Annotated in this window: 30 protein-coding genes and 1 other annotated feature; of the genes, 27 read left to right on the top strand and 3 right to left on the bottom strand. The window is 34.8% G+C overall.

Features of this window, described 5'->3' with window-relative positions; genetic code table 11:
- The first annotated feature begins 179 nt into the window (after positions 1 to 179).
- Together BCELL_RS19580 and BCELL_RS19575 are read left to right on the top strand one after the other, a co-directional pair.
- Positions 180 to 578, top strand: coding sequence for a VOC family protein (locus tag BCELL_RS19580; protein WP_013490528.1), 399 nt, complete (start codon positions 180 to 182; stop codon positions 576 to 578).
- Between the two features lie 143 nt (positions 579 to 721).
- Positions 722 to 970: a hypothetical protein gene (locus BCELL_RS19575; protein ID WP_013490527.1), complete on the top strand. Its 249-nt coding sequence runs from the start codon at positions 722 to 724 to the stop codon at positions 968 to 970.
- Between the two features lie 94 nt (positions 971 to 1,064).
- Here the strand turns inward: BCELL_RS19575 and BCELL_RS19570 are convergent, their stop codons facing one another.
- Positions 1,065 to 1,553: a pyridoxamine 5'-phosphate oxidase family protein gene (locus BCELL_RS19570; RefSeq protein ID WP_013490526.1), complete on the bottom strand. Its 489-nt coding sequence runs from the start codon at positions 1,551 to 1,553 to the stop codon at positions 1,065 to 1,067.
- 147 nt (positions 1,554 to 1,700) lie between these two features.
- Between BCELL_RS19570 and BCELL_RS19565 the strand changes: the two genes are divergently transcribed.
- A complete protein-coding gene (locus tag BCELL_RS19565) occupies positions 1,701 to 2,129 on the top strand; it encodes a DUF3888 domain-containing protein (RefSeq protein WP_013490525.1) in 429 nt (142 codons plus the stop codon).
- Positions 2,130 to 2,240: 111 nt separating this feature from the next.
- Here BCELL_RS19565 and BCELL_RS19560 read toward each other — a convergent pair whose 3' ends face one another.
- The gene (locus BCELL_RS19560; protein ID WP_013490524.1) at positions 2,241 to 3,524 is read right to left on the bottom strand and encodes a methyl-accepting chemotaxis protein; all 1,284 of its coding nucleotides are present in this window, start codon (positions 3,522 to 3,524) and stop codon (positions 2,241 to 2,243) included.
- 731 nt (positions 3,525 to 4,255) lie between these two features.
- Entirely contained in the window at positions 4,256 to 5,233 is a 978-nt protein-coding gene (locus tag BCELL_RS19555) for a nuclease-related domain-containing protein (protein ID WP_013490523.1), read from the bottom strand.
- Between the two features lie 1,161 nt (positions 5,234 to 6,394).
- Here BCELL_RS19555 and BCELL_RS19550 point away from each other — a divergent pair.
- The 24 genes from BCELL_RS19550 to BCELL_RS19455 all read left to right on the top strand — a co-directional run bounded on the left by BCELL_RS19550 (position 6,395) and on the right by BCELL_RS19455 (position 21,560).
- Entirely contained in the window at positions 6,395 to 7,450 is a 1,056-nt protein-coding gene (locus BCELL_RS19550) for a serine hydrolase domain-containing protein (RefSeq protein ID WP_013490521.1), read from the top strand.
- Between the two features lie 15 nt (positions 7,451 to 7,465).
- On the top strand, positions 7,466 to 8,248 hold the full coding sequence (locus BCELL_RS19545) for a class I SAM-dependent methyltransferase (protein ID WP_013490520.1): 783 nt from the start codon (positions 7,466 to 7,468) through the stop codon (positions 8,246 to 8,248).
- A gap of 82 nt (positions 8,249 to 8,330) precedes the next feature.
- On the top strand, positions 8,331 to 8,948 hold the full coding sequence (locus tag BCELL_RS19540; protein ID WP_013490519.1) for an NUDIX hydrolase: 618 nt from the start codon (positions 8,331 to 8,333) through the stop codon (positions 8,946 to 8,948).
- 68 nt (positions 8,949 to 9,016) lie between these two features.
- The gene (locus BCELL_RS19535) at positions 9,017 to 9,223 is read left to right on the top strand and encodes a hypothetical protein (RefSeq protein ID WP_013490518.1); all 207 of its coding nucleotides are present in this window, start codon (positions 9,017 to 9,019) and stop codon (positions 9,221 to 9,223) included.
- A gap of 88 nt (positions 9,224 to 9,311) precedes the next feature.
- Positions 9,312 to 9,968 (top strand): hypothetical protein, encoded by a 657-nt coding sequence (locus BCELL_RS19530; RefSeq protein ID WP_013490517.1) that lies wholly within the window; start codon positions 9,312 to 9,314, stop codon positions 9,966 to 9,968.
- 157 nt (positions 9,969 to 10,125) lie between these two features.
- Complete coding sequence (locus BCELL_RS19525; RefSeq protein WP_013490516.1) at positions 10,126 to 10,881, top strand: phosphotransferase family protein; 756 nt, start codon at positions 10,126 to 10,128, stop codon at positions 10,879 to 10,881.
- A 120-nt stretch (positions 10,882 to 11,001) separates the two neighbouring features.
- Positions 11,002 to 11,502, top strand: a complete 501-nt coding sequence (locus tag BCELL_RS19520; protein ID WP_013490515.1) for a hypothetical protein — start codon at positions 11,002 to 11,004, stop codon at positions 11,500 to 11,502.
- Between the two features lie 129 nt (positions 11,503 to 11,631).
- On the top strand, positions 11,632 to 11,784 hold the full coding sequence (locus BCELL_RS22950) for a hypothetical protein (RefSeq protein ID WP_013490514.1): 153 nt from the start codon (positions 11,632 to 11,634) through the stop codon (positions 11,782 to 11,784).
- Between the two features lie 131 nt (positions 11,785 to 11,915).
- Positions 11,916 to 12,083 (top strand): hypothetical protein, encoded by a 168-nt coding sequence (locus BCELL_RS22745; protein WP_013490513.1) that lies wholly within the window; start codon positions 11,916 to 11,918, stop codon positions 12,081 to 12,083.
- A gap of 153 nt (positions 12,084 to 12,236) precedes the next feature.
- Positions 12,237 to 12,452 carry a hypothetical protein gene (locus BCELL_RS19515; protein ID WP_013490512.1) on the top strand — a complete coding sequence of 72 codons (216 nt, stop codon included), beginning with the start codon at positions 12,237 to 12,239 and terminating at the stop codon, positions 12,450 to 12,452.
- Positions 12,453 to 12,556: 104 nt separating this feature from the next.
- On the top strand, positions 12,557 to 12,724 hold the full coding sequence (locus tag BCELL_RS22740; RefSeq protein ID WP_013490511.1) for a DUF1049 domain-containing protein: 168 nt from the start codon (positions 12,557 to 12,559) through the stop codon (positions 12,722 to 12,724).
- Between the two features lie 122 nt (positions 12,725 to 12,846).
- Positions 12,847 to 13,350, top strand: coding sequence for a hypothetical protein (locus BCELL_RS19510; RefSeq protein ID WP_013490510.1), 504 nt, complete (start codon positions 12,847 to 12,849; stop codon positions 13,348 to 13,350).
- Between the two features lie 86 nt (positions 13,351 to 13,436).
- Positions 13,437 to 13,595 (top strand): hypothetical protein, encoded by a 159-nt coding sequence (locus BCELL_RS22945; RefSeq protein ID WP_013490509.1) that lies wholly within the window; start codon positions 13,437 to 13,439, stop codon positions 13,593 to 13,595.
- Between the two features lie 129 nt (positions 13,596 to 13,724).
- Positions 13,725 to 14,030, top strand: a complete 306-nt coding sequence (locus tag BCELL_RS19505; protein ID WP_245546901.1) for a hypothetical protein — start codon at positions 13,725 to 13,727, stop codon at positions 14,028 to 14,030.
- A 469-nt stretch (positions 14,031 to 14,499) separates the two neighbouring features.
- Positions 14,500 to 14,753 (top strand) — a binding site (T-box leader).
- Positions 14,754 to 14,819: 66 nt separating this feature from the next.
- The gene (locus BCELL_RS19500) at positions 14,820 to 16,079 is read left to right on the top strand and encodes an MFS transporter (RefSeq protein WP_013490507.1); all 1,260 of its coding nucleotides are present in this window, start codon (positions 14,820 to 14,822) and stop codon (positions 16,077 to 16,079) included.
- A gap of 191 nt (positions 16,080 to 16,270) precedes the next feature.
- Positions 16,271 to 16,678, top strand: coding sequence for a hypothetical protein (locus BCELL_RS19495; RefSeq protein WP_013490506.1), 408 nt, complete (start codon positions 16,271 to 16,273; stop codon positions 16,676 to 16,678).
- A gap of 116 nt (positions 16,679 to 16,794) precedes the next feature.
- Entirely contained in the window at positions 16,795 to 17,061 is a 267-nt protein-coding gene (locus BCELL_RS19490) for a hypothetical protein (protein ID WP_013490505.1), read from the top strand.
- Positions 17,062 to 17,244: 183 nt separating this feature from the next.
- Positions 17,245 to 17,526: a TIGR04104 family putative zinc finger protein gene (locus BCELL_RS23355; protein WP_041808435.1), complete on the top strand. Its 282-nt coding sequence runs from the start codon at positions 17,245 to 17,247 to the stop codon at positions 17,524 to 17,526.
- Between the two features lie 465 nt (positions 17,527 to 17,991).
- Positions 17,992 to 18,450 carry a GNAT family N-acetyltransferase gene (locus BCELL_RS19480; RefSeq protein ID WP_245546900.1) on the top strand — a complete coding sequence of 153 codons (459 nt, stop codon included), beginning with the start codon at positions 17,992 to 17,994 and terminating at the stop codon, positions 18,448 to 18,450.
- 773 nt (positions 18,451 to 19,223) lie between these two features.
- The gene (locus tag BCELL_RS19475) at positions 19,224 to 19,460 is read left to right on the top strand and encodes a hypothetical protein (protein ID WP_013490504.1); all 237 of its coding nucleotides are present in this window, start codon (positions 19,224 to 19,226) and stop codon (positions 19,458 to 19,460) included.
- Positions 19,461 to 19,591: 131 nt separating this feature from the next.
- Positions 19,592 to 19,963 carry a hypothetical protein gene (locus tag BCELL_RS19470; protein WP_013490503.1) on the top strand — a complete coding sequence of 124 codons (372 nt, stop codon included), beginning with the start codon at positions 19,592 to 19,594 and terminating at the stop codon, positions 19,961 to 19,963.
- Between the two features lie 155 nt (positions 19,964 to 20,118).
- A complete protein-coding gene (locus BCELL_RS19465) occupies positions 20,119 to 20,301 on the top strand; it encodes a hypothetical protein (protein WP_013490502.1) in 183 nt (60 codons plus the stop codon).
- Positions 20,289 to 20,579, top strand: coding sequence for a type II toxin-antitoxin system RelE/ParE family toxin (locus tag BCELL_RS19460; protein ID WP_013490501.1), 291 nt, complete (start codon positions 20,289 to 20,291; stop codon positions 20,577 to 20,579). The genes BCELL_RS19465 and BCELL_RS19460 overlap by 13 nt, the downstream gene beginning before the upstream one ends.
- 282 nt (positions 20,580 to 20,861) lie before the next feature.
- Positions 20,862 to 21,560, top strand: coding sequence for a DJ-1/PfpI family protein (locus BCELL_RS19455; protein WP_013490500.1), 699 nt, complete (start codon positions 20,862 to 20,864; stop codon positions 21,558 to 21,560).
- Positions 21,561 to 21,706 lie beyond the last annotated feature (146 nt).

The raw sequence follows: 21,706 nt of genomic DNA, 5'->3' as shown, positions 1-21,706 counted from the left end.
ATTATGGATACGATATTCGTTTTTATTTTTGTCGTTTAAGAAATGTGGGAGACTCATAAGGTCGAAAATTTTAGCTGTTGAGTCAACCTCCATGAAATGTGCTGACCGCCGCGCTCGGCGAGTGTAGCCTTTATAGGGCACCCACAATAGTTGCTTGAATAAGCAAGGAGGAATTTTCATTGCCAAAAGGATTGCTTCATCATATTGAACTATATGTATCAGACCTAAAAAGGACACAAGATTTTTGGGGATGGTTTCTAGAAGAATTAGGATACACATCTTTTCAGAAATGGGAAGAAGGGCAAAGTTGGAAGCTAGAAGACACCTACATTGTTTTTGTCCAAGCGGAGGACAGGTATTTAGATATTCCGTACCATAGATGCCGGGTAGGTCTCAATCATTTAGCCTTTCATGCATCATCACGTCAACACGTCGATGAAATGACAAATAAATTAAAAGCGAGAAAAGTCAACATTCTATACTCAGATAAGCACCCTTTCGCTGGTGGGAAAAACTATTATGCTGTTTTTTTTGAAGACCCAGATAGAATAAAAGTAGAACTAGTTGCACCGGAATAGTTTTGCCGACCGGAAAGTTACTCATATACTTAAACAAACGAAGCATTAGTACAATAAGCTATCGCTGCTTTTGTACATCAATACGAAGAGATCGTTGACAACCAATCATAACCAAAAGTGCAATAAATAGTAGGGGGAAAACAATGGGCAAAATTGATAAGAGAAATCGTTTAGCAGAACTTCCTTTTAGTTATCGAGTCAATAAAGCTAACACCGTTTTTCTGAATTATGAAGGTAAACAAGTGAAAATGATAAAAGGGAAGGATGCAGAAAAATTTCTTAAAAAAATTAACTTTGCTGAAAACGAAAACGAAAGACAATTAATCATGGCGAAGATAACAGGAAATTTTAAAAGGGGTAATGAAGGTAATCAAAGCACAAAGCAGCTGTGAAAACTTCTATTTTCCCCTTTGTTTAAAGACATGTGGCAACATTTCTTCAACACTTCTAAGAAAAAACTAAAAACAAGCTTCATTAAGCGCGTTTTTAGCTTTTCTTATTATTTAATTCCAAAGTTTCATTAATGTCAGTAGCCTTAGCACTTTGCCCTGTCATTCGTTTATAGTAGAAGGCAATCTTCTTTATCAAATTTCCCTCTTCCCAATACTCGGCTGCTTCCACATTGACCTTTATCAAGATAACATTAGAATCATCATAAGAAGTTTGCATAATTTTTTCGTGTACTTTACTCCACAATTCCTTTTTCTTGTCTAAATCTTCAATGATTTCTGCTTTCCCACGAACCGAAACGTAGGACTTACCAACATACGCTACATTAACATCTTGGTTATGTAAGATTTCGTCATATTTATTCGTCTCTTTTTTAGTGAAAAACCATAAGTCGCCATCAAACTCTACCTCTTGCGTTTTCATAGGACGAGAAACTAGTCCTTCCTCAGTTGACGTAGTCAACATAGCCGTGTCTACATCTTTAATTAACTCTCTTAAAGTTTCGATCTCCTCTTGTTTCATCATGTTATATCACCTCTTTCAAGGCTATATACTCCCCTCTGTCGCAACATTTATTCATGTACTACGCCTTACTTTGAAATCAAAGTTAAGTGCATCAAGAAAAACGTATATGTGCATATTAAACATGAATCTAATAGAAGAGGTGTTTATATGAAAATAAAAATAGCGTTATTATTCATATTGTTTATTGTTCTAACCCCACATGTTTCAGCTGAAGAACTCACAAGTAAAGAAATCTATGCTGCACCAGAAGAAGTATTAGTAGACATGCTTCACCCTTACATTACTGAAGCGGTAAAAAAAGAGTGTGGCGACAATGTTACGTGGAGCTTTGAAAGAGTAAAAAACATCCACTTAATGGTCGAGCACATGAAAAATAAATCAAGAAGATGGTATGAAGTGAGTCTAACAATTAGAACGATGAACGAAGATAATGAAGCCGACGCTTGGCAAATTGACACTGTCACATTCAACATCGATCCCAAAACTTATTTCGGATCCTCCGATGTGAAAAGAAAAAGCTTAAAAGAAGTATCAGTCCAATTTATAGACTACATCCACCATCACGATAAAAACTAAGAAAAGGGAGACTCAGCACTATTGAGTCTCCCTAATGCATTAGCCTCAAAAGAGGAGATGCATTTAATAGCATACGCCAGTTTATTCAAAGTAAAGCCGTTTACTTTAAAACTAATTTACCATTTTCAGCGCTTTATCATCTGAAATGGCATCAACTTTATCAAATGTTTTGTTCAGTCGCGCCAATGTTTCTTTTAAACTTTCAGCCGCTTGCAGTTGAAGCTCGAGCTGTTGATCGATCGTCATGATTTCTTCCGTTGAACCTTCCGTTTTGCCAGTTACATTTTCCATCATGTTAGCAACTTCACTGCTTGCTTCAGATAGAGCGGTTGTACTCTCATTAATTTCCTCAATAATAGACTTGTTATCGAGAATCGACTTCGCAATATCCTCTAAATTTGTGCTCATAGAAACGATTTGCTGAGATCCACTTTGAATCGTCTCCGCACGCTCCGTTGTTTTTACTTGCGTTTCCTTCACTTCATCTAAAATGGCATTAATCGTGTCCGTAATCTTCGTTGTCGCATCAACTGAGTTTTCAGCCAGCTTACGAACCTCATCAGCAACGATAGAAAACCCTCTCCCATGCTCACCAGCACGAGCGGCCTCAATACTAGCATTCAATGCAAGTAAATTAGTTTGCTCCGAAATGTCATGAATAAGTGAAATCACCTCATGAATAGAGGAAATATCAGTAGCTAATTTCGACATATCGACTTTAGATTGCTCCGTTTCCTCCCCAACTGTATGCAATAACTGAGAAGTAGCCTCTATATCTGTGATACCCTTTTCAGCCTTCGTTGTAATATCCTCGAATAAATCAGACAACGCCTTCGTTTTACCATCAATAGTCGTGAGACGCTCACTCATCGTTTCCGCAGAGCTAGCAGTTTCTTCAAATGAGCTTAATAAATCCTGTGATTGCGCTGAAACCTTATCAGACGACTGCTTTATAGCATGAATGTTATCCGAAAGATTATCCATTCTCTCTACAGATTCAGTTGTGAATGACTCAATCGTATCAAATTGTTTTTCTTGCGCCTTACTAAACTTCTCCAAGTTTTCAAATAAAAGATCAAGACGTTTTCCGAGCACACCGATTTCATCCTTTGACTTCAAGTCTAAACGAGTATGCAAATCACCGTCTTCAATACTTTTAATCACCTTATGTATACGCTTTAACGGGCGTAATACTAAATAAAATAGTAGGAAACTGATCAACACAGTAGCGGTAATAATATTAATAGCATTATTCAGAACTAATCCAATCACACCTAGATCAGCATCAATATTTTCTATTAACCTTACAACCTGTCCAACAATAAACGCATTCACTGTTAAAACTACTATTAAAGCACAAATAATCTTAAATTGTAATCCTTTAACAAAATTCATAGAAGCAACCCTTTCTTTGTTTAAAAATATGTTCACTATAGTTAACGATGATGACATTATTAAAATTCTATTCTAAAACTAGCACATAAACAAGCAATAACTACATTAATAGACAAATTCCCTACCCTACCTTAACGGAAAAATGTAATATTTTCTGGGAAATAATTGTATAATGTCAAAATGTCGTAAGGTGAAAAGCTAGATAGCCATTTGTTAAATTACTGGTAAATTGCACGTAACTCTGAAGAAATCGCGCGTAACTCAGTAGAAATCGCCCGCAACTCACGCCGAATCGCCCGTAACCCACACCAGATCGTGCACAACTCGCTAAATTAAGCAAAACATCTAACAATGAAACTAAACATAAAGTAGGAAGCAACCTAATATTGAAAAGCTAGATAGCCATTTGCCAAATAACTGGAAAATCGCTCCTAACTCTGAAGAAATCGCGCGTAACTCAGTTCAAATCGCTCGTAACTCAGTAGAAATCACCCGCAACTCGCACCGAATCGCGCGCAACTCACACTAAATTACCCACAACACACACCAGATCGTGCACAACTCGTTCCAAATCAAGCAAAACATCTAAGAATGCAACTATACATAAAGTTGGAAGCAACCTTATATTGAAAAGCTAGATAGCCATTTACCAAATACCTGGTAAATCGCGTGTAACTTTGAAGAAATCGCACGTAACTCCTTCGAATTATGCACAGCCCCACTCCAGCAATCTAATCTTCTAGCGGAATGATATAGACACGATCCCGAGTAGTCCCAATCGAAGTCAGATTCATTGAACGAAGAATAGTAAAGGAACGTGAACGACTAATGTTCAAATATTTTCTTAGTTGTTTATTTGTTATTTGCGGGCCACAGAGTAAAGCATAATCTAGCACAGATTCCTTAAATGCATCTGCAGATTTACATCCACATTTCGTACAAAGCCAGTAGTTTCTAAACTTAATCATCGGAATATGGTGGCAGCTTGGGCAGTGGACACCCGTTAATATAAGCTCTTTAGGGATTTTAAATATTTGGAGAATATTAGTATCGGAAGGCGTGTGATGTTGAATGAGGGTATTGATTAGCCGAGACCTATCGATTTCGCTTAAGTACTCTCTCCGAAGTGATTTATTATAACCGTTCACTCTCTCAACAATCTGTGTACTTTTGATCACGGAGTTCTCAATCTTGCGCTTATACTTATAATCCTGAGGTGGAACAATAATCCTGGAGTTAAGGTTTGTTACAACCACCTTTGAAAAGACAGGTACTGGTGGAAAACCATGATCTTTTAACCACTTCTGAAACTGAAATGAATGACGCTCTCCTTGCTCAATCGGATCACTATATGTTGTATACTCATCCTTAAATTTGCGAACTAATTGATGATGATTGTGCTCAAAGCTAATGTCGCCAGAAATATGTTTCGAATCTAGCAGTATGACAAAATTACTAGTTATTATGGCAGCATCAATTTGGAAATAGTAGCCTTTGCACGGAAGGCGAACATTAAACAAAATATCATAAGCCGTTTCGTCTAGAAAACTAAAATAGTACTCTAACGATTTCTCGCCTTTATAGCCTGATTCAAATTTACTCAAATCGAACTCAATTAAATGTTTGTTGGGAAAACTAGCATGTACACGCCGCACAGCAGCCTCTAACCGTCTAAGATGCAGTGACTTTTTCAAAGACTTCCTAATCAATTCATCACACCCTTTTCAATTTTGTGACTAATTCTCCATCCACATTTATGAATCCTTTCATTTCTGATCATAAAAATGGACAATTTATGGCGGTTTATATCCTAACTATTGAAAACCTAGATAGCCATTTACCAAATACCTGGTAAATCGCTCGTAACTTTGAGAAAATCGCCTGCAACTCGCGCCAAATCGCCCGTAACACAAACCAGATCGTGCATAACTCAACTCGCTCCAAATCAAGCAAAACATCTAAGAATGAAACTAATCATAAAGTTGGAAGCAACCTAATACTGAAAGGCTAGATAGTCATTTACCAAAGAACTGGTAAATTGCTCGTAACTTTGAAGAAATCGCTCGTAACTCAGTTCAAATCGCTCGTAACTTTGAGAAAATCGCCTGCAACTCGCGCCGAATCGCGCGCAATACCACCAGGTCGAGCACAACTCGCTAAATAAAGCAAAACATCTAAGAATGAAACTATACATAAAGTTGGAAGCAACCAAATACTGAAAAGCTAGATAGCCATTTGCCAAAGAACTGGGAAATTGCTCGTAACTTTGAAGAAATCGCACGTAACTCAGTTCAAATCGCTCGTAACTTTGAGAAAATCGCACGCAACTCGTGCCGAATCGCGCGTAACACACACCAGGTCGAGCGCAACTCGCTCCAAACCAAGCAAAACATCTAAGAATGATACTATACATAAAGTTGGAAGCAACCAAATACTGAAAAGCTAGATAGCTATTTGCCAAAGAACTGGTAAATTGCATGTAACTTTGAAGAAATCGCACGTAACTCAGTTCAAATCGCTCGTAACTTTGAGAAAATCGCACGCAACTCGCTCCAAATCGCACAAAACATCTAAGAATGAAACTAATCATAAAGTTGGAAGCAACCTAATACTGAAAAGCTAGATAGCTATTTGCCAAAGAACTGGTAAATCGCCCGTAACTTTGAAGAAATCGCACGGAACTCAGTTGAAATCGCTCGTAACTTTGAGAAAATCGCCTGAAACTCGTACCGAATCGCTCCCAACTCTGAAAAAATCGCCCGCAACTCGCGCCGAATCGCCCGCAACCCACACCAAACCACCCAAAAACCCACCCCCTCAACATTGGAAAAATATGTTACTATTAAACTACCTACGAAGGAGGGTTGGCGATGGAAAAGCTTGATGTTGTTAAATCGATTGAGGAGTCGTTTAGGAAGCAGGTGCGAAAGGACAAAAACTTGAAGAGTGCTTGTTTGCTCGTTCATTCGGAGAAGCATAACATTCATTTGAACGCGAATGAGGGGTTGGTTGATCCGAATCAGCCAGTGTACATGGCGAGTGTTGGGAAGTTGTTTACTTCTACACTAATCAGCATTTTATTTGAGCATGGCCATTTAACGTTTGATGATGCAATCACATCATATTTGGATTATCCATTTATGGAAGCGCTTCATGTGCATGATGGGAATGACTATACGGACGAAATAAAAATTAGGCATCTTTTAAATCATACATCTGGGCTATCGGATAATTTTCGTCCTTTATTAGAGAAGTTTCTTCAGGATAAGAACTTCTACATAACACCTGAGGAAGCGATCGCTTGGTCGAAGCATCATCATGCGGAATTTCCTCCGGGGAAAGGCTTTCAATATACGGATACAAACTATCATATTTTAGGATTGATCATAGAGAAAATCACAAAGCTGCCTTTTCATGAGGCTGTCACGCAATATATTTACGAGCCTCTCGGAATGATGCACTCATCAATACTTTATTACTCTGAACCGCTAGATGAGACAACGCATCCGGTCGCGGATTTTTATATTGAGAACAACAAAGTGACAAACTATAAAGGCTACGCAGCGATTGACTATGCAGGTGGGGCAGTAGTCTCCACGGGCGAAGACTTGCTGAAGTTTATGCAAGCATTAACGAATCATCGACTCGTGAAAGAGGAGACGCTTGAAAAAATGAAGCAGGATAAAGTGAAGTACGGTATGGGTATTGACTATGGATACGGCATGATGCAGTTTAAGCCTGTCCCTCTTCTCATGCCTAAAATTTTTGCGATGTGGGGTCATGCCGGGGCAACAGGCGCTTATATGTTCTACCATCCGACCTTCGACGCATACATCATTGGCACTTTTAACGACTTTTCCTATGAAAAAAAAGGAGTGAAATTTGTGCTCATGAAGGTCATTACCCAATTAGCTAAAATCAAATGATAAGGGGGAATGAACGTGGGAATAGATTTCCATAGTAAGAAAAATAAAACGAGCTACACGACCCGAGAAGCTGACAAGTCTTGGATAGAGGCAATGCAAACTTTGCTACCGATTGATAACATTACCTCTGCTACAGATGTGGGCTGCGGTGGGGGCATTTACTTAAAGGCGCTGTATGACATCGGCATCAGCGCTGTAACAGGCGTCGATTTTTCTAAAACGATGCTTGAAGCAGCACGTGAAAACTGTAAAGACTATCCAAACATCACATTTCAACACGGCACTGCTTTTGAGACGACGCTTGAAAACAATAACTATGAGCTTCTCCTAGAAAGGGCCTTGATTCACCATATTAAAGCAGAAGACCTTAGCGTCTGTTTTGAAGAAGGACACCGCGTTTTAAAAGACGGCGGACATTATATTATTCAAGACCGCACACCTGAAGATTGCCTTCTTGAAGGTAGTGACACCCATATTAGAGGCTATTTCTTCGAGCTTTTTCCTAAATTAATAGAGAAGGAAACGAAGCGAAGACATAGCAGTGCTTTCGTGAGAGAAACGTTAAAGAAAGCAAACTTTAAGCAGATCGAAGAAATCACGCTATGGGAAAAAAGACAAACGCATGAAACGAAGGCACAGCTCCTAAAAGACATAAGTGAAAGAACAGGGAGAAGTATACTGCACGAATTAACCGACGATGAGCTATCCCAACTCGTCAACCACTTAGACAAAACAATCAAAACAAACACCAACATCGTCGAAAAAGACAGATGGACAATTTGGAAGGCAGTAAAATAATACAAGGCTCAAAAGGTAACACCTCTTGAGGCTTCCGTTATGCAATACAGCAGCTGAAAACAATCGATGGTGGTGATTTTACATGGAACCGAAATGGCTTGAATGGGCGAAACAGCTTCAGTCCATTGCACAAGCAGGATTAGCTTATTCGAAAGATGTATACGACATAGAAAGGTTCGAACAGATTAGAAATTTGAGTGTTGAAATACTCTCACTACATACGGAAGTTAGCGAGACAAAAATAAAAGATTTATTTGCCAATGAAACGGGTTATGCAACACCTAAAGTAGATATTAGGTCTGTTGTTTTTAAAGATAACCAAATTTTAATGGTCAGGGAAAACGCAGATGGAAAATGGTCGCTCCCAGGTGGCTGGGGCGATATTGGTTTATCGCCAAGCGAGGTTGCAGTCAAAGAAGTGAAAGAGGAATCAAACTTTGATGTCAAGGCAATCAAACTATTAGGTGTACTTGATAAGAAATGCCATCCTCACCCACCTTCACCCTATCACACATATAAAATATTCATACAATGTGAAATCATAGGTGGACAACCGAAAGAAGGAAGAGAAACGAGCGCAGTACAATTTTTTTCTGAAAATGACCTACCACCATTATCAATAGAGAGAATAACAGAATCACAAATTAAACAGGCCTTTAAACACTTACACAACCGAGAGGAACCTGCATTCTTTGATTAAAATACTGTGGCGCTATATGAGATTAGGAAAGTAAGTTTCGAAATTAAAATGAAAAGGCGGTTGTATACATGGTATTGCGGTATCTGCGGGTTAAATGGGCTGAAATTTTAATTGGTAATATAATTGCGATTGCTATCGCGGTTTTACTTGCTTTACTTTTAAATATAACAATACATTACATCATTTTAATTCTCGGTGCGATTGGTTCTTGTGTATTTGTTCAATTTTTGAACTATAGAAAGTGGTTACGAAATGGTGCAACTACAGCTAACTGATATTTTTTTACTAACAGGAGCGGTAGCCTGTTCTTCGAACGGGAGTAAGAATAGTGAATATAAATAACGAGGATTTGGGGAGATCACAATGTTGAAGTGGATGACAGAAATCGATGAACCATTATCTGAAATGAATAACGATCATGGTGAATTAAACATTGAAAGATTAGAAGCAACAGATGAATTAAAGGAAATGAGCCCAGTTTGCCAGTTTTTTACCTCGTTTGATGTGATTTTAGACTGTGATTCCGTAACAGCGTTGCCAACCCCAACTCAAACTGCATTGAAAACGATATTGAATGAAGTCGTTCCACATTATTTAGATATAAAGGAAATATACATTAACGGTAAACTAATAGAAATAAACGTTACGGGTCTTAAAAAGGAGTCTAAAAGGCTTGTACAGGAGTCCCTTACAAACGGTATATATCCAGTTATTCCAGATCTATATCGTACAAAAAATCTTCAGTTGCCAACTGGACCGAGGAACTTGAAATATTATTCGGTAAATCTAGACATGATCGACTCACTTCATAATGATGAGACAGAAAAGATACGAGATTTTTTAATAAGCTCCTTCTTTACTTCTAGAGGTTTCATATCGCTTCAACCAACAGGATGGAAATTAGAAGATAGTTTGAAAGAGTCAGTAACGATTCGATCTTTTAGTACATTTGCAAAACAAATTGTTTTAGTGGTTGATGAAAAAGATATGAGTGTAGTTGGACTTGATATTTACGGGTGATTTTATACGTTACTCGTTCAAGAAAAGCAGCCTTAGTGGAACAGGCTAACGATGCTGTTGTTGACTCGATAAACAGGGAGGTTGCTTTAATAAGGAGATACCTCTCTCATATAAAACTTGCAGGCATAATTATTTTAGGATGTAGGGAGAGAGCCCAATGGATTTAGGTAATCCAATAGCAAAAGGAAATACTGCAACAATATATTATACTGACAACAAAATAGTAAAAGTTTTTAACGATTTTTTGCCTGATACCGAATCCATAAAGGAAGCAAACAAGCAAAAATATGCATATTCATGTGGACTTCCTGTTCCTGAAATTTTAAGTGTTACTAAAATAAACGGGGAACAAGCAATTATAATGGAATATGTTAAGGGAGAAATATTAGGAGATTTAGTGTTCAAAGATAAAGAACAAGCAGAATATTACTTGAAAATTTCAGTCGATATGCAAATGAAAATTCATAGAGTTAAACCTAATCCAGAAGCAATTGAACCAATGTATGATAAGTTACATCGACAAATTGAAACTACGAATAAATTAGATGAAAAACAAAAGTTTCAGTTGTTTAATAGATTAGATTCATTTACTTATGAAAATAAGCTCTGTCATGGAGACTTTCATTTATTTAATTTGATTAAGACAGATAACCGATTGGTAATTATAGATTGGGTTGATTCGAGTGCAGGAGACATCCGTGCTGATGTATATCGGACCTATCTTTTATATGCCCAAGTTTCATCTGAGTTAGCTGAAATGTACGTGCGACTTTATTGTGAAAAGAGCGGAATTTTAAGGTCGGATGTTTTTCAATGGGCGCCTGTCATTGCTGGTGCAAGATTATCTGAAAATGTCACAACGGAGAATGCTGAACGACTTATGAAGATTATAAATCACTACTGCTCATTATGATATGAAAACACCGTGAGGAATTACACTTAAACAAACGGGGAGAATCCTGCGATAAGGAGTTAACATTTAATTTAACTAACGAGCAGAAGAGTTGAACAAGGGATTTGGGGTGGTAATAGGATGAAAATATATAAAATTATTACAGTTTTGACAATTATGCTTGTAGGTTGTAACAACGAAAAAGGGGTTGAAGAACAGAAATTAACATATGGTGAGCAGATACCGCAAGAAGAGGCTTTATCTGTAATTTCATTTGTACCTAAGCAAATTAATGAAGATAATTCACCTTTTCCAATAAAGAAGAAGTCGGCAATTCTTAACAAAACAGATAAACAAAGTGAAATTATTGAATTAAGGTACGGAGGAGTAGAATGCAACATTCTATTAGAAGTCGAAAATACGAAAAACTTAAAACGAAATAATTCATTGGATTTTGAAGAAATGGATCTTCTTAATGGAGAAAACGCCTATTATGCAGAAGATCAATATACCCAATATATCTCATGGGTTGATAACGAATTAAGTTATCTTATGTCATTCCACTATAAAGGAAACCCACTCAATAAAGCAGATGTATTCTTAGAAGAAGATATTTTAGAAATAATAGATCAAATGGAATGAAACCTTATTCAACAAACGGGAGCATTAGTAGAATAAGGTGTCGCTGTCGTTATGGTACTAAACGGGAAGTAGAGTTGTATATGGATTTTAAGTTACATTAAAAAATCTAGTATAAAGGAAGAAGATACGATGACTTTTTTAATTATTATTGGAGTTTTAATATTAGGATTGGTTATGTTGATAGTTGGTTTTATCGCTAAAAAAAGATGGATTAAATTAGTTTCAATAATTCCATTGGCAGTTGCAGGGTGGCAAATTGTTAGAATGTTAGCTATGGGTTGATAATGATGAGTATTTTTAAGGGTTTATATTATGGAACATATTAGCTTTCATAATATTCTTGATTAAAAAGAAATTTTAAAAGTTTCACTAACGAGTAAGCGTTAGTGGACACGTGAACGGAGTGTTGTTAAATGAGCCTGGGACGTTATCTCCTTTTTGCAGTGCCTATTTATCTTCTGGTTTTTATCTTTATTGGTTTATTTGTTGAAAATCAAAATTTGTACTCTATTTTATTGGCATTAGGTTCAGGTTTAATGGTCATAATCGGTAAGAAGATGATTGTCAATCGTTTAAAGTAAGCAGTAAAAAACTTTACCGTAACTTAAGCTTGTGAAGTCCTGTATCTAAACTAACGGGAAGCGTTAGTTGAATAAGCTGCCATTGCCGTTGTGGTGATAACGCGGAGTTTCGCTAAATAAGAAGTCACAACAAGAGTGGGGGGTATTTAAAAGTTGAGTAACTTTATTGGCACATTTTTGGCTTGTCTTGCTGTAACTTATGTTTTTTCGTTTTTCTTTCTTTTTCTTATTATAGAGAATGTTTGGGCTTTAATTATCTTTATTGCATTAGTATTAGCGGTGCTAATTTCAGTTTTTAAAGAACAATACTCCGAAATTGAGAAATTAAAAAAGAAAGTGGAAGAGTTATCAAATAACAAGAAGGATTAAGAAATGTCTGATATTTTGAAATATTCCACTTAAAGTAAAGGGAAGCGATAGTTGCACAAGCCTTCGCTCGTCAGGGAGGTATCATAAAAGAGGAGGTTATTTTTATGATGATTGGTGACATAACGTTAATAGTTGTTCTTTTATTAATATTAATTGGTAGTCTTGGGATTGTATTACTAATTGTCTTTTGGTTAAAAAGTAGTTATAGACAAAAAGACTTAAAAATCAAAGAACTACAAAAAGAAATTGAGGAACTAAAAAGTAAGAAATAAAATGAAAATGTGAAATATTACACTTAAACAAACGGATAAGCGTCAGGTGCACAAACTATCGCTGTCCTTGTGTTGCTATCGGGAGAATAGTTCGGTGAAATATAGTAAAACTGGAGGGGGAAATGGATCAACATAAGTTTGATGAGTTCATTAAAGTTGCAAAAAAGTTAAATGATATTGAAATTATTCCATTATTAATGGGTTCGGTTGGCTTAGAGGTCATTACAGGAAAGAGTTGGGATGCACAAGGCTTAGATATTCATGTGCCTGGTGATAAAAGAGGTTGGGAAGTACCGCCCGATTTAAATATACATAACTGGGATGATATAGTGACCATTATGAATTTGATGGAATATAGATTGATTGATTTGCATGAACATGAGTTCTCGAAAGAGGGGTTATCAGTAGAGTTTGGTATAATTGACACTTTGCCAAGTTTCGCAGGAATACAGTTAGACGATCTAGAAATGCATGAAATGGGGAACGTAAATTACTTTTTACTAAATCCGAACCAATATCTAAGTGTTTACGAAGCTTCATCCAAGGACAGTTATCGAGCAGATAACAATAATAATAAAGATTTTAGAAAGATAGATTTCTTAAAAAGTATGATACATGGTAGCTAAAAATTTTTCGAAATCTAATTGTGCTAACGGGGAGTTTTTGTATCGCATTTGACACAAAATTCGACGTAACGAAAGGGTTGAAAAAAATGAACGATACAGGTAAATCAGTAGCTAGAACGGGTATTACATTCGGTTCAGCGTTGGCAATCGCAATATCTTGGAGTTTACACGAATCAATTTTATGGGCATGTATTCATGGTTTTTTTAGTTGGTTTTATGTAATCTATTATGCTTTTACTAGATAAACTTAATGCACATGTCAAACATAATGTGTAATAGGTTTATTAAACTAACATCCGTTAGCATAAGAAGCTGTTGCCACTGTTGCTTTACAAAAAAGAATGAAGTGAGGTAAGAAATAATAAAGGGGGATTATGTTGAGAGTCTTATTAGAGTTAATAAGGATTATTTTTATTTTTGCTTTTCTTGGAGTGTTATTAGGCATCATTCCACATAGTATTTATTTATTAATCGGTATTAATACTGAAAAATATGCATGGTCATATATGCTCGGTATTTTTATCTTAATCTTTGTTTTATATAGAAATAAACTACAATTTAGTGGTTGGTACAAAGGAAAGGGAAGAGAAAAACTACCAAAAGCTCTCTCGAAAACGTTAACGATAAGTGCTATCATTTTGCTTTTATCTCCACCAATGCTTCATTTATTCTTCAACTAATGGGTAGCGTTAGTTAATTTTATTTAATCCATATCTAGATTTCGAACTATATTAAAACTGTTGTATATATATGGGTAAGTACTTTGAAATGGACGATAAATAAGAGTATGAGAATGGATATGAAGCAGCGTTAATTAAAAGTATTGTTCTTGACGGAGAATCAGTTATAGAGATAGATGGTAAAAAATACTATTTAAGCTTAATCGAAAAACCAGAAACTATAGTAAAAGAAGATGTTGATGCTGATCCAGATCTAAAACAAAAATTATTCCATGCAAAGAAAGAACGGAATCGTTAGTAAAATGTCGAGTTGCAGTAATGCAGCTTATTTTTGTGCCAATTAACTGGAGAATGATGTTAAACTAACATGGCCATTTGTACTATCAGGTTGGCCTATATATAAGGTGATAATATTATGTATACATCATATGGAAATTAATGTTACAATACTAAAAATATTAAATAACTTACATATGCGATGATGAGAAGAGTAAGTATAAAGTTTCTTTACAGAGAGCTCCGCAAGCTGAAAAGGAGTAAGAAAATTTTTATTGAAACAAGCCTCTGAGCATTACATTGGAACCTTATTAGGGGGATGGTGTAACGGGAGCTCCCGTTATAGAGCTAGGGTATAAGCACGTAATTGCCGTACCTGAAAAGGTTAATATGGTGACATATTAATAAACTGGGGTGGCACCACGAATGATAAATCTCGTTCCCAAGACGAAAAGTCTTGGGGGTGGGATTTTTTTATTTGCTAATAAAAATAAATTTTAGGGAGTGAGGTCAGTGAATTTAAAACGATTAGTTGAATCGTGGAAATACCCTACTATTTTATTGCTAGGTATAGGAGTTTCAAATTTAGGTGCGTGGGTTTACTTAATTGCACTTAATTTATTGATATTCGAAATCACGGGTTCTCCTCTTGCCGTAGCCGTACTTTATATTCTTATACCTTTAGCAACTATGCTTACAAATTTATGGTGCGGTAGTATTGTTGATAGACTCAATAAACGAAATTTGATGATATTTCTTGATGTTTTTAGAGCGATCTGCTTATTTCTTGTACCATGGTTATTAGATACATCCTTGTTGCTATTGTATATCATTGTCTTTTTTATGAATATGGCAACCTCTATATTTAGCCCGACGTCGATGGTTTATATCACGAAGTTAATTCCCCCCGATCAAAGAAAGAGGTTTAATTCTCTAATAAGTTTAATTGATTCGGGAGCTTTTCTGTTAGGTCCTGCTCTAGCGGGAGTACTTTTCATCATTGGTTCACCTGAACTTGGCATTATAATTAATGCTGTTGCATTATTTTTATCAGGTTTAATTACATTACTGATGCCTGATCTAGAAAAACAATCAAAAGTTATTAATAATGGTGAGAAGTTATCATTACAACTAATAAAGAATGATTTTCAAATCGTATTGAATTTCAGTAGGAAAAAAAGTTATATCATGTTAGTTTACTTTTTGTTTAGTTCAGTTCTTGTTATGACTGCTGCTGTTGATTCATTGGAAGCGGCTTTTGCAAAAGATGTTCTTGGTTTGTCAGATAGTGATTACGGCTTTTTAGTCAGCATTGCAGGTGCAGGTATTCTTGGTGGAGCGCTTATTAACGTACTCTTTGTTAAAAAGATGGCAATTTCATTAATGATTGGTTTAGGTTCCATATTTGTATCAGTTGGTTATATTATTTATGCATTTTCAAATATATTTACAATTGTTGCGCTGGGCTTTTTTATTCTTGCTTTCTTTATTGCATTTGCCAATACAGGTTTTCTTACTTTTTATCAAAGTAATATTCCTGAAGATGTGATGGGGAGAATAGGTAGTATATATGGATTTGTCGAAGCAACACTTATTATAATAACGACTTGTCTTATAGCACTTTTTGCACAAATAGTTTCAATTCAATTTGCGGTTATTACTGGAGCATTGGTTATGTTGTTGATTTCAATTATTTTATTTGCTTTTAATTTAAAACCTTCAGAGAGTAAATATTATCAACCTACTATACTGGAAAAACAAGAGTATTATTGATAGGTACGGACATGATCTTATTCAACAAACTGGATAGCATTAGTAAAAAAATGAGTTGCAATATAGCAGCTCATTTTTTGTACCAATTAACTAAGAAATGATGTTAAACAAACCGGATAAATAGTAAAAAAAAGGAAAACAAGTACATTTGCAGAATTAAACAATGAGTAAGCTGAAAAGGAGAGGTGTTAATGATGCTCGAATTACAAAATCGATTATATGAATTTACTAGAATGCATGATGACTTTATCAGTGACTGGAACCACGCAATGAGTTCCGGTGATACATCCTCAGTAGATAGAATGTCAGAAGATTATTATGTAGCCTTTTTTACTAGGGGAAATGAAAAACCAGCTTTTTTTACTAAACAAGAGGCTTTAAATGGTATGGAACAATCAGTTAAACATTTTATAGGATCCAAAAAGAGGTTTGAAAATAGAGTTATTCGACTTAGGGATAACGAAAATGCAGTAGTGTTTTATGAACTATTGATTGTAAAAGATGAGAATATATTAGCAAGGTTGTTCACCATTGAAAATTGGAAATTCATTAACGGGAAATGGATGATTATAAGGGAAACAGAAGAACCTATTAGTTAATTTTGTTCTTCAACTAAACTCCTTTAGTTGAACAAAAAATCGTTATCCTTTTGTAGCTAACGGAACGGGTTAATATTTTTTTAAGAACAAGGAAGTTACGCAATAGGAGGAGTTAAATGAATGTTAATTCGGAAAAAAGTAAAGATAAACTAAAAGAGGGATTAGTCTATACCAGTGGTATTTTGGGATGTGCATTATTTTTAATTGGAATTTTTTTTAATATACAGATGCTTACAATTTCAGGTGCTATATTAGCACTAAGCCATAAGTTATTTTATCTAAAAGAAGATTGGAAAAATAGCAGCAAAAGAACACTATTTAGTTTAATCATGCTAATATTTTTTGTTGTAGTTATTATAGCTGTTAATATTGGATTTTTTTAATATAACATAAACGTATAAGTTAGATAAAGTGAATCTAACACGCAACCTTTTAACTGAAAAACAGAGAGCGATAGCACAATAAACGTTTGCTGTGCTTGTTTATCAAACGGAAGAGGCGTTGATGTAACCAGTGTATCCTTTGTTGGCTTCCTTTATTAGGATGAAAAGTTATAGGAGGTAAATATGAGGCTCTCAAAATGTAAAGAATGTAACCACCAATTTAACTGGCTTAAAGTATATAAATCGCTATGGTTTAATAAGCCGCAGAGAAGAATTATTCAATGCAGCAAATGCGAAACAAAACATGACCTCTCCCCACGTTCGAGATTTATTTCTTTCGTTCTTCTTATACCAATAATTATATTAGGTGTGATGTTTCTTAATCTATTTTCAGCAAATATATTCTCATTTTCACTAACTAATATATTTATAGGTGTAACATTTATCCTAATATTCTCTTTGTAATCTCATTACTACTCCCATTTTTAGTAAAACATGAAAAGATAAATACAAATTATTTAAAGAAATCGTAATAAAGTAATGGGTTCCGATAATTGAAAAAGCCTTGGCTACCCTTGTCCAACAATTCTATATTGGAATACTACCTTAGTTCATCAATAATAGGGGGATTCATATGAGTACAGAAGAACAAAACATTAACTTCTTGAAAGAGTCTCTTTCTGCTTTTATTCAACAAACGGGGTAGAATCCTAAAATAAGGGGATACCAATTTTTATTTAACGAACGAATCAGGGTTCTTTAAGAAGATATATATAGTAATAGCGAGTATTATCAAAAAAACAAAAAAGAGGTGGTTAAATTTGAATGAAGCACCAGTTATTAAAGGAAGTAAGGTGTTGTTACGCCAACCGATAGAAAGTGATTTAATGGACAAATTTAAATGTTGAAGTAAATGAGGAACTTGTCAGAATGTATGGTGGTGATACAACGAATTTATCACCTAAGACGATGGAAAAGGCAAGGGAATTCATAGAATCTATTAAATCAAACAAACTAGAATGGTGCGTAGAGTTTGAAAGGCGATTAGTAGGTCAAGCTCGATTAACAGTGAGTGATATGGATAATCGTGCACGTTATGCGGTAGGATTATTTGACCCCACTGTTTGGGGAAAAGGATTAGGAACAGAAATTACACAATTAGTATTACATTATGCTTTTAAAGAACTAAATCTACATAGGGTTGATTTACGAGTTCTTCAATATAATACAAGAGCAATAAAATGCTATGAAAAATGCGGTTTTATTCAAGAAGGGGTAGAAAGAGAAGGTGCTTTAATCGAAGGGAAATATGAAACGGATGTATTGATGAGTATCTTGGACAGAGAATACCATTCAGTAAAAAATACATATATAAATATGAGCTTGTGAAGCTAACTGAGAATTTTAGCTTAAAAATCAGTCGCGGAGCTTGTAACGAACGGGGAGAATACTAAAATTGGTGGGAGGAATTAACTTGCAAAATAAAAATATCTTTTTTTTTCGGAGGAGGAGATAAACCAATTTAAAAAGGAATTAAAAAAGAATCCTATTAGAGTATTAATTAGAGTATTAATTTATATTTTATTGATAATTGGACTATTAATGGTTTTAATAGGAACTTTTACTTCTCACCATATTTTATTTAACTTAGGGTTAGTAATTTCTTCAACAAGCTACTTTTCCTTAGATATCAAAGAAGTTTGGTAAAATAGTAAAAAACGATTTTTCCTTTTGTTACTTTTGTAGTTAGTTCTCGTTATATTTATTACATTGATGACATTTATATGGAAATAATTGAATCATAGATATTCATTTTATAAGCTGACAAAAACAGTTTTTGTTGTTAATATAAGTATTTTGTAAATTATTTCACTTAAACAAACGAGTGCGTTAGTAAATTTCGAGTTGCAATGTTGCATCTTTTTTTTTGGCATCTATACACTGGAATATAATGTTAAAATAAGTGAGGATTAACAAATTAAGAAAATGAAACAATATACAACTTCGAACGTAAATATTGATGAGAGGGGGCAAATTTTTTTAAAAAAAACATTCAATTCGGTTTAATAATCTCTGTAACTATTTATATGCTAATAACATTGATTTCATTTTTAATGACCAGAAGTATTCAATTAGAAACTATTAAGCTATGGGGGTTCGGCTTGTCTCTATTATTATTTATTGGTTCGTTTCCATTATATAAAAGTACCTATCACGCAGGAACAGTGGCTAATCCTAGTTATACTTCTTATTTACCTCCTGAGGAACATCTTCAACATAAAATCCAACATAACTATGAAGCATCTAAAAAAAGGAAAGAAGGAAGTTATCAAGGCATTTTCATTTGGGCATCATTATTTACACTATTGATAACAATATTGCTGGCAGTACTGTTTTAATCAAAATACAACGGGATAATTAAGAAAACAATTCAGTCAGGACATTATTGTTAAGCTATCGGGTAGCGATAGCAAAAGAAGCTGTCGCTGTTCTCGAAGGAAAAAAAATTGAATAATTTGGGGGTGGAAAGTTGATAAGGTTATTCTATTCTATTGGAATTATTTTCATTGTTTTTGGACTTTTCAACAATTGGGTTGTTATTGAATGGAAGCACGCCAGAGGCATTGAGCATTGGACAGGTGTAATAATATTACTGTTAACAATAATTGCGACATATTTTTTAATCAAAGTAAATCACAGATACCTAATGATGATTGGAGTCGGCGTGATAATACTCGCTGGAGTACAGTTTTTTATGTTTGCATCCATATTGAACATCAGTTCTGCTTCTTTGAGTTTCAGTATGGCTAGTGTCACAGTTGGCTTTTATCTAACTCTTTTTGGTGCTTCGATTATTTGTATTTTTGGCACTTTAAATAGCAGAATTATTAAAAGTGCATAATGCTTTTGTTCTTAAACAAACGTGATAGTAGAACAAGGTTTTTCTGCTATTATTTTTGTATAGATGGAATTTTTGGTATTTATACACAACTTCTTGTTTGGTGATAATTGCTTATAATTGGTTTATAATGATTATATTGGAAAGGGGAGATTGCTATGAGCACTAAAGAGGAAGTAATAAAATTAATAAAAGATTTACCAGAAAATGTGACTCTTGAGGATATAATCAAGGAACTTTATGTTAGAAAGAAAATTGAAAAAGGAATACAAGAACTCAATAATGGAAAAGTCGTTTCCCATAATGAAGTTAAGGAAAAATTAGGGAAATGGTTGAATTAGTTTGGGCGGAGTCTGCAGTTAAAGACCTAGAAGGAATATGTAATTATATAGCTCAAGACTCGGAGGAATATGCCAATATTTTCGCTAGTAGAGTTATTGACACAATCGAAACAATTGGAATATTTCCTTCATCTGGCAGGGTAGTTCCTGAATTAAACAATGATATGATAAGAGAAATGGTTTTAACCAATTATAGAATTATATATAGAATTAACAATGAAAAAGTGGAGATAGTTCGCATTATTCACAACGCTAGACAATTAAAAAAATTAGAGTAAAAAACATCATGGCTTGTATGACGCTATGATGTTTTTTTTATCATATTGTGAAGTAACATGTTTAGACTACCAGAGAGAAAATAGCACAATAAGCTGTTAAGGTTCTTGTGGAGCTAATATTGTTGGCAAAACTGTTTTAATCAAAGTATGATTACCTTTCTGGTACTGAACTAACGGAAGTATTTCCTCAAGAAGAAAATACCTTTATTTAAATGAGATATTAAACTAGAAAACAAATTAGGTGTTCGGAGCAGAAATAAAAAAATAGAAAAGAGGAAAGCGATGAAGATCATTATTTATGTATATGATGGAATGACTATGCTTGATGCTATTGGACCATATGAAGTTTTAAGGTATATGAATGATGCGGAAGTATTTTTTGTGGGTGAAAAAAGAGGTGAAATAAAGGCTGATTCAGGATTCATAGATTTTAACGCTAAATATAGTATTGATGATATTCATGATGCAGATATTTTAATCATACCAGGTTCTCCTGTAGCGTTTTTAAAGGAAATGAAAAATGAAAAAGTATTAAGTTGGATTAGACAATTAGACAAACAAACAAAATGGACTACTTCTGTATGTACAGGTTCTATTATTTTGGCAGCAACAGGATTATTGTCAGGTTTAAAAGCTACATCGCATTGGAAAATAATAGATTTATTAAGCGATTTTGATGCTATACCAACAAGAGAGAGAGTTGTTGAACAAGGTAAATATATTACTGCTGCGGGAGTTTCATCTGGTGTTGATATGGCTTTGTATTTAACAAACAAAATTGCGGGAGATTTAGAAACCAAGGCGATACAACTCACTATAGAATATGACCCCCAACCTATGTTTAATTCTGGAAATTACTCCTCTAGTGATAAAGCAGTTATCCAGGTTGCAAATAAGAAATTAAGTAAAGATGCAAAAAAAGGACTTGGTTTACTAGGTCTATTAAAAAACTCAAAATACATTCTCAAATTGATTAAATAGAAACCAACAAACAGAGACGGTTTGCACAATAATCTATCCTTTCTCTTGTCATGTATCGGGGATTAGAGATCAGGAAGAAAAAGGGAAGGTCATAATTAAAGAGCAGACGGCATAGACTAGGAGCTCGATTTTGAAATCATATATAT

It is taken from the genome of Evansella cellulosilytica DSM 2522 (assembly GCF_000177235.2).
In the GTDB taxonomy this organism is placed as follows: domain Bacteria; phylum Bacillota; class Bacilli; order Bacillales; family Salisediminibacteriaceae; genus Evansella; species Evansella cellulosilytica.
Note: the sequence above shows the minus strand (reverse complement) of the source record. Positions and strands in the feature narration are given on the sequence as shown.